Consider the following 14811-nt stretch of genomic DNA (forward strand, 5'->3'; position numbering starts at 1 on the left):
AGGGATATGGTACTTAACCTCACGTTAAGGAGCTTATTTTGCATAGTAATAATAGTAATAGTAAAAGGTATTTTCTCAGTGCTTGGTTAATTTGCGGGCTTGGCGCTATTTATTACAGTTATGAATATTTATTAAGAATATCGCCCAGTGTGATGGAGCCTGCATTGCGTGCCCATTTTCACTTATCTGCAACAGGTTTTGGTTTTTTATCAGCATTTTATTATTACGCTTATGTTCCCATGCAAGTGCCTGTTGGCGTATTATTAGATCGTTTTGGTCCCAGGCGTTTAATTACTTTTGCTTGCCTTGTTTGCGCTGTTGGGACTTTTCTATTTGCAAGTACGCCTATTCTCTGGGTAGCAGCATTAGGTCGTTTTTTAGTTGGTTTTGGGTCTGCTTTTGCCTTTGTAGGGGTTTTAAAATTAGCCACTATTTGGTTACCAGAAGATAAGCTAGCCTTAGTGTCAGGTCTTGCTGCAGCATTAGGCACAATTGGTGCTATGTTGGGGGATAACTTATTAGGTGAATTTGTAACTAAAATTGGTTGGCGTTCTACAGTCGAGCTAACGGCTTATTTTGGCTTATTTCTAGCACTTGTATTATGGTTTGGTATTCGCGATAAAAGTAAAACAGCAGGCTCTAGTGGAACTATTTCCAGCTTTCGTAAAAGTATGACTGATCTTGGAATCATTATTAAAAATAAGCAAATGTGGATAAACGGCGCTATTGGTTGCTTGGTTTATTTACCGACGACAGTTTTTGCTGAGCTATGGGGCATTCCTTATTTAAAACATGCCCATCATCTAACATCTGCCAGCGCTGATTTTGCCAACTCACTTCTTTTCCTTGGCTTTACTATTGGTGCGCCTTTGATGGGCTTTATTTCAGATAAAATAAAAAGACGTAAACTACCTTTATTAATTGGCGCCTCAGGTGCGGCTATCATTATGATGGTTGTACTTTATATGCCTAATCTAAATGAATTAAGTGTTGAAATCCTAATGTTTATTTTAGGCCTTCTATATAGTGCACAATGTATTGTTTTTGCCGTTGGCAGGGAACTTAGTCCAAATAAAGCAGCTGGGACGGCTATGGCTTTGACAAACATGATAGTTATGTTTGGTGCCATGTTTTTACAGCCTTTAGTAGGCCGATTGTTAGATTTTAGTCTGGCTTCTCATGCAAATATAGTAGTATCTACGGATAAATTAGGTTTTGATAAACTTCAGAATATCTACACCGCCGATGATTATCAATTTGCATTATCGATAATTCCATTAGGTATTATTATCGCTGCTATTTTAACCTTTTTTTTGAAAGAGACTTATGCAATTACAAATGATTAAAACTGTCAGTAAAAGCCAAGCTATTTTTGGTAGTCTTGTTTGTGCAGTAGGCGCATTCTTTTACTGTTATGAATTTGTTCTAAGGATTATACCTGGCGCGCTTCAAAGTGAATTGAGCGCTGCTTTTGGTCATATCTCAGCAACCACTTTTGGACAATTGTCGGCTTTTTACTATTTTGCCTATTCGCCAATGCAATTACCTGTAGGCATGCTAATGGATCGGTACGGGCCACATAAGTTATTAACATTTGCTTGTTTATGTTGCACTCTCGGTTCATGGATGTTTACTGATATATCATCAATGTTAGTCGCTGGATGCGGTCGATTTTTAGTTGGTTTTGGGTCTTCTTTTGCATTTGTTGGCGTTTTATCTTTAGCATTGAGCTGGTTACCAAAAAAATATTTTTCCTTAATGGCCGGATTGATAACAACGTTAGGAATGTTAGGACTAGTTTATGGGGAAGTGAAAATTACGGATATTGCAGTTGATTTTGGCTGGCTACATGTCCTTCGTTTAATGATAATCATTGGTGCTGTTTTAACAATAGTTATTTCTCTTGTAGTACGAGATGGCCCAACTGGTCATAGAAAGCATGGTTATCCTTTGCCAGAATTTTTTAAGAAAGTGTGGCATGTGCTATCTTCGCCACAGGTATGGTTAATTGGGTTTGTGGGCGCATGTCTTTATACTTCCTTATCTGTTTTCGGTGAGCTATGGGGTAAAAGTTACTTAGAGCAAGCTCATCACTTAACAAAGGTTGAGGCTGCAAAAACTGTTTCAGCCATGTTCTTAGGATGGGCTGTAGGGGCTCCTTTAGTAGGTTATTTATCAGATCAAAGTGGGCGGCGTGTACTGCCATTGGTAGTCGGCGCTATTATGGGTTTAATTTGTATAAGTTTAGTGTTGTATTATCCAGGCCTATCTTACTTTGCTCTTAATGTATTACTGTTTTTATATGGTGTCTTTAGCTCCACTGAAATTATTGTTTTTATCATGGCCAAAGAAAACAGTGGTGCTCAGCTATCAGGAACTGTTTTTGCAGCAGTTAATATGATTGTAACCTTAGGTGGTGTTATCTTTCAGCCTTTAGTTGGTAAATTGCTTGATATGTTTGGGGACAGTAACGTTATTGCTGGCGAGCATATTTATACCGTTGTTGATTATCAATTAGCTCTATCAGTTCTACCCATTTCATTATTATTAGTGACGATATTAGCATTTTTTATGAAAGATTTTCGTTCAAATACAGTTTAAGTGAATACTTCGAAAGCCAGTTTATTAGCTTTATGAATAACCTTTAAAAATAGCCATAAGCTCCTGAGCAGGTTTACGGTTTAATGATTGGCAACTGATAAAGCGTTTAACAGGAAAAGAAATGATATTACTGTCTTGGTAATGATATCGGGTAAATGCTGTATCATGGTTAGAAACAATAACGGTAATTCCTTGTGTGGCACTGTATTTTGCTAATTGTGCAAGCTCTATATGATCCTGCTCACTAAATTTAAATTGGGTATAAGAGGAGAAGTTTGCACTAGACGATAACGGTACATAAGGCGGGTCACAATAAATAATATCGCCTGGTTCTGCAAGCTTAAAAGTTGCTCTAAAATCGCCCTGTAAAAATTTTACCGCTTGGCTTTTTTGGTAAAAAAATAACATTTCTGCGCGTGGGAAATAAGGTTTAGTATAGCGCCCAAAAGGAACATTATATATTCCTTTTTTATTGTAGCGACACAAGCCATTATAACCATGTCGATTTAAATAGAGAAATAAAGCGGCTCTTAATCGTGAGCGCTTACAGTGATTAAACTGTTCTCTTAATTGATAATAGCGGTCAGCTGAATTATTTCCTTGGATAAAAAATTGCTCACAGTAGTTTATAAAGCCTAATCCTTCTTGCTGTAATGTTTGAAAAACAAGAATAAGATCTTGGTTTTGTTCTGCTAGTAGATAATTAGAATAATTAGAATTAATAAAAATAGCGCCAGAGCCAGCAAAAGGCTCTATTAGACGCTTAGCTTCAGGAAGTACAGAAAGGATAGTATCAAGGCAGCGAAACTTACTACCAGCCCATTTAAGAAAAGGCTTAACTTTTGTCATATTAACTAATTTATCTCAAGAAAAACTAAGTATAAGTTTGGTACTAGTGGTGAGAATTTATAAACTAACAATAAACTAGTTACCACTACTTAGATTTTTATTATTTTTTCAGGAAAATAGCATTTAATATCGGCAAAATAAACCTTCTTAATAAGAAGATTGCAAAGATAATGTTAAGTAAAATAAACAATGGTTGACGCTTTAAGTACGCTATATGTATGATTGCTTTATCAAGTTTTTTAGGTGACAAGTGTGGATGAGCTTACTGAATTGCTTAGGCCTTCTTGGGGGTCTGAGCAGTGGATTTTAGAAGGCTGGGAGCAAATTACAGCCAAAGAAAAGCAATTAATTAAGTCGCGAGTTGATAAATTATTCCAAGACGGTTTACCTTTTGAAGTCAAGCAAGATAAACTTTTATATATTTATGCCTTTTCTCTCTTAGCGCAGTTAGAGGTTCTTGCTATTCAAGTCCCTTTAAAATTTGAAAGTAAAATGATTTCGAGAACGCATAAAAAGCGAATGCGACTACAGCTTTTAGATGAAATTTTCCATGGCATTGTATTTACCAAAATTTTATATATGCTTTGCGCACCGTATGCTTTTCCTCCGCCTTATAATTCTAATATTGAAGTCATTTGTAACTTTATTAGAAGTGAAGAATGTCCTAGAACAGCAGTTGTATTACTTAATTTAGTTGGTGAGGGATGGATTGAAGAAATTTTTTATAGTTTAAAACGAGCAGGTATTGCACCTAAGGTGTTTGATACCATTATCGAAGATGAGCACCGCCATGTATGTGAAGCCGTTTTATATAAGAGCATTGGGCTACCTAATCTAGAAGAGGTTAAAGAGAAGCTTGCCTTCTTAGAAGAGCAGCTATTTACTAATCTATTTATGCAGCATAAATATATCGTTTCTCTCTTAGCGCTATTAAATGTGCAAGGTAGTATCAGCTTCATTGAATCATTAAGTAAAAAGCATAGAGAGCAATTAGCTAAGTTAGGGTTAGAGCCTAGTCAAGATTGGCAATACCATATGCAATTTATGGAAGCTTTATTGCCGAAAATAAGAACTTATAATAAAAAAAATCAAGAAATTGAAATGTCCCCTCTTCGTAAGGTACTCATGACCCAGTGGGATAATCCAACAGATCCTACCATGGTTGGCCATTTTAATATCAATATTAATTGCCTAGATTTTTTTAACAAAAAATATCCAGCTGAGACGGTGACAGTACTTATGCTACAAGCGGTAAGCTTACTTTTATTAGAGCATGATCCACATCGTCATTATCTGAGCTATAAGCGATTATATCGAAGTCAAGGTGCTTATACGGGCTTAGTTGTTAAATTACCTGACTGTGGCGACCATGTGGGTACTATAGTTTTTGAAAATTGCCACCTACTGACTTTCCAAGAGTTAACAGGGAAAATCCGTGCTGCTTTAAAAATGATGGTTTATTGTTATAAGCGCAGAGAGGCATTAGAAAAAAGTGATGAGCAAATTCAAGCTTTGGTTGAGAATGCAGCCTATGAGTATGTCAATGATGTTTATGGATTTCCAGTTATAGGCAGTCCAGTAGTTTCAGTAAGTAATATTGGTAATTGTGGGTATGTCCAATGTAAATCGCCTCTACGTCGTAATGAATCAATGAAATGGACACTACTAGAAGTAGAGCGTAAATTAGTTTGGAATAAGGTCAGTAAGGAATTTGAAGAGCAGGATTTGCTTCCTGTTTCACTAAGCGGTGATCATCGTATCTTTGATGGTAATACGCCAGCACCAAAAATGTTAGCAGACTGTTTCAATAGACAGTTTGCTAAGATGATTGCGGATTCAGCTGTACCTCTTAAAACGTTTGATAAGACTCAAGATATGAAATTAGTCCTTTTATTGGATCAATTAATAAATAAAAATGTAGAAATGGGTTTTAAAGCGCTATCATTTTTGCAAACTTATTGGTGCGATTTTCTCACTTTAGAAGATATGTTTGAGCCCAGTTTTTTAGAAAGCCAAGTCTTAACGGCATAAAAATGATTTAAACCTTATTAATATAATTTAGGGCTTAGCTAAAGAAAGCTGCTCTAAAGCAGCTTTTTAAGTTTAAACAGCAATCGTAAGCAATAATATTGCAATAATCATAACTAAAATTAATGTAAAGTTACCACCAGGTACTATTTGTAAGTTTTGGTTTGCATCTAATTTACGGGCGCGCCAGGTCATTACAGAAGGAAGCAGCAGTAAAAGTACAACGCAGCATACGCCTGCATAACTCAATGCGTGTAAGTAAATACCAGGATTTATTAAGACAATTGCTAAGGGCGGAATAAAAGTAAGGGCTAGTACCCATTTGCCTTGTATGCCCGTTTTCTTTAGCGTCAATCCGTCAGCTAAAAAATCGAATAAACCTATTGATACACCTAAAAAAGCTGTGATCATACAAATAGAGGTAAAAAACCCAAAAAAACCTGTAATCCAAGAACTATGTACAACACTACTTAATGATTCAGTAAGCCCACTGGTAGCATGGCCACTATTCATAAGAGCTAAAAGTCCATTTTCACCGTCCCTCTGGACCACACCCATAATAACAGCATCCCAAATAATATAACAAACAAGAGGAACGAGTGAACCGATAAGGATTACTCGTCTTAAGTTTGTAATATCATCTTTAAAATAATCTCTTAAGCTTGGAACAATTGATGCAAAACCAAATGATGTAACTAAAATCATTAAGCTTCCGGTGATAGCTTGCGCTGATCCGCCTCTTAATGAACTAAGATCAACATGTGGGCTAATAATAATAATTAGCAATAAATAAATACCTAATTTACCGAACATTAGCCCTCGATTAACATAATCAACAACACTAATGCCTGCATAAACGACTAAACTAAAAAAGAAGGTGAATAACAAAGATGTCATCCAGGCCGGTAAATTATAATTTACTCGCTGTAATAGACCATTAAAAACATCGCTACCGCCTGAAATATAAGCTGATAGAAGTGTATAAAGTAAAAATAAGTAAGTAATCCAAGCGATAATTTGTCCGGGTAAACCAAGAGTAGATTTAGCCATAGACACCATATTACTACCAGCTGGAAGGCGCAAATTAACTTCTAAAATTAGTAGAGCGCCAATAGTCATAATGAGCCAACAGAATATTAAAAAAAAGATTGAATTTGTAAATCCTGCACCCGCTGTTGAAACAGGTAATGCTAACATCCCGCCACCAATAGAAGTCCCTACTATTAATAAGGTCCCTCCAATGAACTTCGACTTTGACACAAAACTAATCTCTTTGTTTAACATTAAATCAACATCCTATCTTTTATTTGTTATATTGTCAATCTACTTATTACTGTTTCCTAAGTAATACTTATAATCAAAACAACTGTGTTATGGCATTAAGCAAAAGAAGTATTGAAATAATTACGATGGCCCAAGGAGTATAAGGACCGCCTAACACTTGGTATCGCCCAGTAAACTTTTTTCTACCATACGCTACCATTAAAGCTGGAAGAAGAAGTAATAAAATAACACAAATTATTCCAGCATAATTGAGGGCATGAATATAGGCTCCTGGATAATAGATTACAATTAGCAGCGGAGGTAGAAAGGTTAAAATAAATAGTAATAACCCGCTGCGGCCTTTTTGCTCTACTTTAAGACCATCGGCTAGAAAGCTAATTAAACAAAGCGCAACACCTAGGAAAGCAGTTAACATACAAATAGAGGTGAAGAAATTAAAAAAAGTATTGATTGTTGTACTTTTTACTGTAGTAGATAATACGCCTGCTAAATCACTGGTAGTATGCTCACTTTGCATTAAAGCAGCTAGTCCTTTATCACCTTGCGAAGGTAAGGAGCCAATAATAACCGCATTCCAAGCTAAATAACAAATTAAGGGTATTAATGAGCCAATTAAAATGACTTTTCGCAAAGTAATAAGATCATCATTAAAATAATCTCGTAAGTTAGGTACTATAATGGCAAATCCAAATGAGGTAATTAAAATCATAATACTCGCACTAATATAGCGGTAATTGCCATCTGCTAAATTTGACATATGAACATGTGGTGCAATTAGAATAACTAAAATCAAATAAACAGCTAGTTTGCCAAACATAAGAGCTCGATTTAATAAATCGACTTTTTGTATGCCGCTATAAACAACTGAACCAAATAAAAGAGTGAATAAAAGGCTGCTTTGCCATTCCTTTAGAGAAATGCCAACCTGAGAAAACAGGCTACCCATAACATCTGCGCCACCTGAAATGTAGGCAGATAAGAGAGTATAGAGCAAAAAAAGATAGCTTAACCAAGCAACTAACAAACCTGAATTACCAAGTGTTGCAGCTGCCATAGAAACCATATGTTTACCAGGGGGTAAATATAAATTAGCTTCCAAAATAAATAAAGCACCGAGAGTCATTATAGCCCAGCATAACAGTAAAAAAATTGATGAGGACCAAAAACCTGCTGCTGCTGTTGCAACAGGTAATGCTAGCATTCCGCCACCAATAGATGTACCAACAATAAGCAGGACGCCACCAATAAACTTTAAATTCATTTAACTCTCAACTAACCATATATCTACTACTTAGTAAAAAATCCTTCTTATTATTGATCCAGTTTATTAAGTATGGCTCTACCTTAACAGTGTTGTTATTTAAAAGCCAGTCACTGTTAAAATTTTATTTTGTCATTCCAACATAGGCCGGCGGCGCAGAAATAATAGGTGTATTTGCGCACTGAATTTCTAATCGACGATTTTGCGCGCTGCCATGAATTAACTGATTATCCGATACTGGATATTTATCACCGTAGCCTTCAGCGTTTAGGCGCCTAGCATGGATATTATTCGCCCATAAAAATGTTAACATGGCTTCTGCTCGTGCTTGAGTAAGCGTCTTTTTATGATAACGAGAACCTACATCATCGGTGAAACCAGCGACATAAACGGGGCCAACAGGGCAAGACATTTTAATGACGCTGGCAATAAGCATTAATCCCCGGTAACAAAGCTCATTGAGTCTAGGTGAATTAAAGCGAAAGTACCTGTCAGTAGGTACAATTAATGTCGTTGTATCGCCATATTTAATATATTGAACATCTGCTCGTTGTAGCTCTCTTAACATATATTGCTTACTGTTTTTATAAAGGCCATGTCCAACTACAGTGGCCGCACCAATGGCAGTACCGGCGAGCGTTGTGCTGGCTGTCCCACCGACAACAGCGCCAAAAATAGTACCGGCAGTTGCGCCAACAGCAAAATCCCGACCAACACGATTATAGGGTTGAAAATTATTATAGGGTGGTTCGTAACGGGAGCAACCACTAATAAATACTAGAGTTATAAGGCTCAATACAGTTAACTGTTGGGAAAAGAACCTACTTAACATCCCCACTCCTTGTACAAGTGAATTTTTCCATTATTAAGCATTGCTTCTAATTTCGCAATCAGAAGCTTAATTTAGATATCTTCCGGATAAAAAGTAGTCTAATTATTTAGATAAACTGCAACCATTATTTAATGGCTCTCTAGGTATAATGATTTGTACATTAATACCTTTAATCGTGGGACTTTCTGTCGCTTTTTTTAAATAGCTAATTAAGGAAACATCAACAACTTTGCCATATTCAGAAGAAGCTTGCCTAAAGATAAGTTGGCCATCTTTTCGGAATGCAAATCCTAGGTGAGAAATATTAAGCCGAGTACCGATTTTTTTGCTTAAATCCCAATTAGGCCGAACAATTTCAATAATTGCTCCGTTAGGAATCTGATTAAATAAGGCGTAATTAGGCTTACCTTCATCATTAAAAAAAGCTGTAAGGGGTAAATAGGGCACCTGTTCTTTACTACGTGAAAGTTGGCCACCCATTTTCTTTAATTTATCGAGCCGTTTTGCTTGTTCCTTATCATCATGTTGTTTTAAACGGATAGTTTCTAGGGACTTATATTGATACCAGGCTGGTTTATCTATTAAAGCTGTTGCTACTTGCGCTATAGGTTTATTATTCTTATCTTTGAAGGTAACGGTTATATCTTTAATAAAACCTTGTCGCTGATTGTTAGTATTCCAATCAAGACCTGTAAAATGATTCCGAGTTAAGTAATCAACTTGACCTTGATGGTAACGAATTTTCTTTAAACATTGAGTAAAATCATCCAATTGATTAGCAAGCGCTAAAGCAATTACTGTGGTTACATAAGTTTCACAATCAAAACCGTCAATACGATATTGAGGAAATTGATCAAATAAGGCTGTTGCTCCTTCTCCAAGTGAGCCTAATATATAAGGCTTACCTAGAAAAGAAGCACTAATTTTCTCAATACGGGAAGGCATATCCAATTTTATGTTGTTGTTTAGGGTATGGTATAGTTGCTTAATAGCTACATTAGCTTCTTGTTCTGCCATATCATTTGCAGCTAACGGCAGAGAAATGAGTAAAATAATCAAGAAAGCAACGTATTTAAACTTTGATTGATAGGTAAGTGGCATATCTTTACAAAGAAGAGTTAAAGTAAACAAGTTTACCTAGGATAAATCTGGAGGGCAAGAATGCTGAATGTAATATGGTTAAGTATGATTTTGCTTTCAGTCATTGTAGGTATGATTCAAGGGCGCCTTGATCAGGTTGTGCAGGCGGTCACTGATTCAGCCAAGCTCGGTTTTGAAATTGCACTAGGTTTAGCTGGCATTATGGCATTTTGGTTAGGCATTATGGAAATAGCAGCCGAATCTGGCTTGGTGAATAAATTTGCCCGCCTACTTAAGCCTATTATGCGTCCTTTATTTCCAGATGTGCCTGCTGAACATCCTGCAATGGGAGCTATGATATTAAATATTGCTGCTAATATGTTAGGGCTTGCTAATGCAGCAACTCCCTTTGGTTTAAGAGCGATGAAAGAATTACAACGCTTAAACACTCATGTAGATGAAGCATCCAATGCCATGTGTACCTTTCTGGCAATTAATACATCTAGCGTACAATTAATTCCTGCTACGGCTATTGCCTTTCTCGCTGCTAATGGTAGCTTGCATCCTAGTAGCGTTATCATTAGTTCTCTACTTGCAACAATTTGTTCCACACTTGTTGCCATTGTGGCTGTGAAATGGTTAGCACGCCTTCCTGTTTATCAAATAAAGGAGTTAAAAGCGCATGATTAATCTTATTAATCAGTTATCTAATGGCCTGTTTTTAAGTTTTGTTGCAGGTATACCGTTATACGCTGCTATTAAAAAGATTAACGTTTTCGACGCTTTTGTAAAAGGAGCTAAGCAAGGTTTTGAAACCAGTGTAAATATTATGCCTTATTTAATTGCTATGATTGTTGCCATTGGTATGTTAAGAGCATCTGGTTTTTTTACACTATTAAATACTTTACTGTCGCCTTTATTAGGAAAATTAGGAATGCCTACGGAATTATTGCCTTTAGCAATAATAAGGCCCTTTTCTGGTAGTGCAGCCACCGGTATTATGGCTGAGTTAATTCATCAACATGGTGGCGATTCATTTATTGCTAAAACTGCAGCAACTATGATGGGAAGCACAGAAACAACTTTTTATGTTATTGCCGTTTATTTTGGCGCTATTGGTATTAAACGAACACGACACGCTATCGCTGCAGGTCTTCTTGCTGATTTAGCCGGGGTTATAGCAAGTGTTATGGTTTGCCGACTTCTATTTATTTAACTGTACTTAAAATAATTATAAAGATTAAGCTTTACTAGAATTAGTTTTAGCTAATCCTTCTTTCGTAACGCTGGCAAGTCGAGCTTCTTCAAAAAGTTTTAACTGCGCAAGCAGTGTGGTTGCTTTCGAGCGAAACGTTGCTAATTCTTTTCCAGCAATGGGGTTACCGCGAGGTAAATCTACTGTCGCTGGATTCTTAGGTCGATTATTAATATGGAATTCATAATGACAATGAGGGCCTGAAGCTAACCCTGTCTGACCGACATAACCGATAATTTGCCCACGTTTAACGAAATCGCCTTTACTTAATCCCTTTTGAAATTTTAGCATGTGCCCATAGATGGTGCTAAATTGTTTATTATGATTAATTTTAATCATATTGCCATAACCATTTTGACGGCCGATAATCTCTATTCGACCATCACCGGTCGCTTGAATGGGCGTGCCAATTCGAGCTGCTAAATCAATCCCCTTATGAGCACGAGTATAATGTAAAACAGGATGATAACGAGCTAAGCTAAAAGTGGAACTAATATGGCTAAATTTCAAAGGATAACGGGTAAACGCTTTTTTTAAGCTTGTCCCTTGTGGCGTATAATAGTCTGTTTGTCCTGAGCGTGTAGTATGGCGAATTGCTTGAAAAGTTTTATTACCATTTCTATAAGAAACAGCAATAATATCCCCTGTACCTACTAGCTTATTTTCGACATAGAATGCTTTATACATAATTGTAAATTGATCACCTGTTTTGACGTCTTTAGCGAAATCAATATCCCAAGTGAAAATTTCTGTCATTTGTTGAATTAATTTATAGGGAATATTTTGTCTTTTTGCAGTAGTGTATAAAGAGCCTTTAATAGTTGCTGTCAAGAAATGATTATAGCTATTCATCTTACGTAATTTAATTTCACTTTTATAGTGTTTGTTATCGCGATAAATAACTAAATACTGGGTATCAGTATAGGGAAGAATCATTTTTTCTAAAAGTTGATTTTTAATTAAAAATTGTAACTCCTGATTTGGCTTTAACTTAGTTAGCGCTTGTTTTTGTGTAACATCTTGCATAATGGTATGTAGTGTTTTAGCACTTAAACCAACTCGGCTAAATACATTAGCTAGCGAGTCACGCTCACGTGTTTTGACAATTTGCCATGCAGAGTGTTTTATTTCAGTTACTACTTGTTTAGGCGGTGCTGTTAACGGCGGGGGTTTAGCGGCATCTCTATCAGTTGTGGGCGATGAAGCAGATTTTTCTATCTCGGTTGGATTGACGGCAACCTCTGCAGGTGTATCGATAGGTGATTCTGGCGACGGTTCTGCCGGCTTAGCTGTTTCTTCTATTACAGGTTCTATGCTAGGTAAGGGTAAATTAACGTGATCATTAGAAGGTGGTTTTTGTTTATTATGAAATGTTTTTACTAAAATAAAAGGCAATGCAAATGCGACTAAGATTGCCATTAACGCCAATATTTTTGAAGGCTTACTTGATTTATCTAATGAGACATTGGGTTGTTGATCCATGTTTCGCCTTTACTACTATCATCTGTAAAATGGTAATTAAGTAAGTCCGGGTGACAATCCATGCGAAGAGCCATGCCATTTTTGTATACCTCTTATTATGTTTATTCTTAAAGTGTTTAGTAGCGCTCTTTTAAAACTCTACCTACTAAATACTTTGGCTGTGACTAAACAATAAAACACATACCCTTAATGTCGATTTAAAGCTCATGCAGATAATTTGCCTCTCTTCCGAATACCCACATACGAAAATATTATTTTTTAATCATACATAACGTTCGTTATGATTGCGTATATACAACATCTAATTATTTTGAGCATCGATTTATTTCTTCCTGGTTTATTATTTCAAATTGCTTTATGAGCCAGTTAATAGCATTTTTGTTAACAAATTAGCTATAATAAATCACGTTTGGTTTAGAGCATTCATCATTAAATCCTAACAGCGTGTTTGTCCTCTAGCGAGAATGTAATAACCGGGCTAAGATACCCGCTGTAAGAAGTCAGGTCAATCATTAAAAGGTTTTACGTGTATGTTTATTGCAGAAACAGTGAGCGAAGAGCTACAAAGAGGATGTGAAGAAATTATTCCAATACAAGAACTTGCAACAAAGTTAGCTAAAAATAAACCATTAATTATTAAAGCAGGTTTTGATCCTACGGCGCCTGATTTACATCTAGGACATACCGTCTTACTAAATAAGTTGCGTCAATTTCAATTGTTAGGTCATCAAATTGTATTTTTAATCGGTGACTTTACTGCAATGATTGGTGATCCCACCGGTAAAAATGTAACCCGAGTACCATTAAGCCAAGAAACTATTTTAGAAAATTCTAAAACTTATCAGCAACAAGTATTTAAAATACTAGATCCAGATAAAACAATTGTTACTTATAATTCTCAATGGCTAGGCAAAATGAATGCTGCAGACTTAATTCGCCTAGCTGCAACATCAACAGTAGCAAGAATGTTAGAGCGTGATGATTTTAATAAGCGATACAAAGCAGAACAACCTATCGCAATTCATGAATTTCTTTATCCTTTAGTGCAAGGTTATGACTCAGTCGCTTTAAAGGCTGATATTGAGTTAGGCGGTACTGATCAAAAATTTAATTTGCTAATGGGACGAGAATTACAAAAGCATTACGGCTTAGAACCACAAGTCATCGTTATGACACCTTTAATCGAAGGATTAGATGGCGTTAAGAAAATGTCTAAATCTCTAAATAATTATATAGGGATTACAGAGCCCGCTGAGAGTATGTTTGGCAAGATAATGTCTATTTCTGATGAATTAATGTGGCGTTATATAGATTTACTGAGCTTTAACTCAATTGAACATGTCAATAAATTGAAAACAGAAGTAGCGCAAGGTCTAAATCCGCGTGATGTAAAAATAGATTTTGCTAAAGAGATTATTACTCGTTTCCATAACAAAGATCAGGCAGAGCGGGCACATCTAGCTTTTATAGAACAGTTCCAAAAAGGTGAGATACCACAAGATTTAAAAGAGCAAAGACTTGAGTACTTAGAAAATTTAACCATTGCGCAAATTCTTAAGCAATTAAATTTGACCAAAAGTACTTCAGAAGCTATTAGGTTAATTGGTCAGGGTGCGGTACGGATTAATAATGAGCGAATTAGTAACCCTTCTTTAGTATTAAGCCCTAATGAAACCTATATTATGCAGATAGGAAAAAGACGCTTTGCAAAAGTTTGCTTGACGCAAAGCTAAAAGGCGATTTAATTAATAGTTTTACCTAGCAGGACAGCCTCTTTAAAGAAGGACTATAATAATATAAGGAAGATGAATTTATTTACAATTTTTATCTGATCAGCTTGACAAAATAAAGAGCAAAGTCTATATATTATTAGGGTGCTATAAAAGCATTGATAATGCAGTAAAGTTTAAGAAGTTAAGGATTAAAAATTAAGAATTAACAACCCTTCTGCAGTATTTTCTCTACTCAACCTTATTTTATCCCAGCCGGGCAATAAGCACTTTCCTAAAAGTTCGCTTATTAAAAAAGCACGCTGGATAAATAAAATAAAAAAAAGGAAAAAAGTATTTGACAAGGAGGTGCAGATGAGTAGAATACGCATCACGCCTTCGGGGCAGAGTTCATTAAGAAGCAGCGAAG

The 14811-nt window shown here is 36.0% G+C and carries 13 protein-coding genes; 6 read left to right on the forward strand and 7 right to left on the reverse strand.

Features of this window, described 5'->3' with window-relative positions; translation table 11 throughout:
- Nucleotides 1–38 precede the first annotated feature (38 nt).
- On the forward strand, nucleotides 39–1346 hold the full coding sequence (locus ACQUW5_RS05700; protein WP_444990244.1) for an MFS transporter: 1308 nt from the start codon (nucleotides 39–41) through the stop codon (nucleotides 1344–1346).
- Nucleotides 1327–2601, forward strand: a complete 1275-nt coding sequence (locus tag ACQUW5_RS05705; protein ID WP_444990245.1) for an MFS transporter — start codon at nucleotides 1327–1329, stop codon at nucleotides 2599–2601. The genes ACQUW5_RS05700 and ACQUW5_RS05705 overlap by 20 nt, the downstream gene beginning before the upstream one ends.
- A gap of 30 nt (nucleotides 2602–2631) precedes the next feature.
- Here ACQUW5_RS05705 and ACQUW5_RS05710 read toward each other — a convergent pair whose 3' ends face one another.
- Entirely contained in the window at nucleotides 2632–3450 is an 819-nt protein-coding gene (locus ACQUW5_RS05710; protein WP_444990246.1) for a Dam family site-specific DNA-(adenine-N6)-methyltransferase, read from the reverse strand.
- Nucleotides 3451–3702: 252 nt separating this feature from the next.
- On the opposite strand from ACQUW5_RS05710, the gene ACQUW5_RS05715 reads away from it, so the two are divergent.
- Nucleotides 3703–5481: a hypothetical protein gene (locus ACQUW5_RS05715; RefSeq protein ID WP_444990247.1), complete on the forward strand. Its 1779-nt coding sequence runs from the start codon at nucleotides 3703–3705 to the stop codon at nucleotides 5479–5481.
- A gap of 72 nt (nucleotides 5482–5553) precedes the next feature.
- On the opposite strand, the gene ACQUW5_RS05720 is transcribed toward ACQUW5_RS05715, so the two are convergent.
- From ACQUW5_RS05720 to ACQUW5_RS05735, 4 genes are all read right to left on the reverse strand, one after another.
- A complete protein-coding gene (locus tag ACQUW5_RS05720) occupies nucleotides 5554–6738 on the reverse strand; it encodes an amino acid permease (protein WP_444990266.1) in 1185 nt (394 codons plus the stop codon).
- A 97-nt stretch (nucleotides 6739–6835) separates the two neighbouring features.
- Entirely contained in the window at nucleotides 6836–8023 is a 1188-nt protein-coding gene (locus tag ACQUW5_RS05725; protein WP_444990248.1) for an amino acid permease, read from the reverse strand.
- A gap of 124 nt (nucleotides 8024–8147) precedes the next feature.
- Nucleotides 8148–8855: a C-OmpA-like family protein CmpA gene (gene cmpA, locus ACQUW5_RS05730; protein ID WP_444990249.1), complete on the reverse strand. Its 708-nt coding sequence runs from the start codon at nucleotides 8853–8855 to the stop codon at nucleotides 8148–8150.
- Between the two features lie 102 nt (nucleotides 8856–8957).
- Complete coding sequence (locus ACQUW5_RS05735) at nucleotides 8958–9986, reverse strand: N-acetylmuramoyl-L-alanine amidase-like domain-containing protein (protein ID WP_444990250.1); 1029 nt, start codon at nucleotides 9984–9986, stop codon at nucleotides 8958–8960.
- A 30-nt stretch (nucleotides 9987–10016) separates the two neighbouring features.
- Here ACQUW5_RS05735 and ACQUW5_RS05740 point away from each other — a divergent pair, with 30 nt between their 5' ends.
- Nucleotides 10017–10625: a nucleoside recognition domain-containing protein gene (locus ACQUW5_RS05740; RefSeq protein WP_444990251.1), complete on the forward strand. Its 609-nt coding sequence runs from the start codon at nucleotides 10017–10019 to the stop codon at nucleotides 10623–10625.
- Entirely contained in the window at nucleotides 10618–11151 is a 534-nt protein-coding gene (locus ACQUW5_RS05745; RefSeq protein ID WP_444990252.1) for a spore maturation protein, read from the forward strand. Before ACQUW5_RS05740 ends, ACQUW5_RS05745 begins: the two co-directional genes overlap by 8 nt.
- Before the next feature lie 24 nt (nucleotides 11152–11175).
- Here ACQUW5_RS05745 and ACQUW5_RS05750 read toward each other — a convergent pair whose 3' ends face one another.
- Nucleotides 11176–12672, reverse strand: a complete 1497-nt coding sequence (locus ACQUW5_RS05750) for a M23 family metallopeptidase (RefSeq protein ID WP_444990253.1) — start codon at nucleotides 12670–12672, stop codon at nucleotides 11176–11178.
- 530 nt (nucleotides 12673–13202) lie between these two features.
- On the opposite strand from ACQUW5_RS05750, the gene tyrS reads away from it, so the two are divergent.
- Nucleotides 13203–14405, forward strand: coding sequence for a tyrosine--tRNA ligase (gene tyrS, locus ACQUW5_RS05755; protein ID WP_444990254.1), 1203 nt, complete (start codon nucleotides 13203–13205; stop codon nucleotides 14403–14405).
- Nucleotides 14406–14593: 188 nt separating this feature from the next.
- Here tyrS and ACQUW5_RS05760 read toward each other — a convergent pair.
- The coding region (locus ACQUW5_RS05760; protein WP_444990255.1) for a hypothetical protein at nucleotides 14594–14811 on the reverse strand (218 nt) is incomplete at its 5' end.

The organism is Legionella pelazae (genome assembly GCF_052527395.1).

Coding starts and splice junctions, on each gene's coding strand:
- ACQUW5_RS05705 (WP_444990245.1), top strand. CDS start 1,327: ATGCAATTACAAATGATTAAAACTGTCAGTAAAAGCCAAGCTATTTTT.
- ACQUW5_RS05710 (WP_444990246.1), bottom strand. CDS start 3,450: ATGACAAAAGTTAAGCCTTTTCTTAAATGGGCTGGTAGTAAGTTTCGC.
- ACQUW5_RS05725 (WP_444990248.1), bottom strand. CDS start 8,023: ATGAATTTAAAGTTTATTGGTGGCGTCCTGCTTATTGTTGGTACATCT.
- cmpA (WP_444990249.1), bottom strand. CDS start 8,855: ATGTTAAGTAGGTTCTTTTCCCAACAGTTAACTGTATTGAGCCTTATA.
- ACQUW5_RS05740 (WP_444990251.1), top strand. CDS start 10,017: ATGCTGAATGTAATATGGTTAAGTATGATTTTGCTTTCAGTCATTGTA.
- ACQUW5_RS05745 (WP_444990252.1), top strand. CDS start 10,618: ATGATTAATCTTATTAATCAGTTATCTAATGGCCTGTTTTTAAGTTTT.
- ACQUW5_RS05750 (WP_444990253.1), bottom strand. CDS start 12,672: ATGGATCAACAACCCAATGTCTCATTAGATAAATCAAGTAAGCCTTCA.
- tyrS (WP_444990254.1), top strand. CDS start 13,203: ATGTTTATTGCAGAAACAGTGAGCGAAGAGCTACAAAGAGGATGTGAA.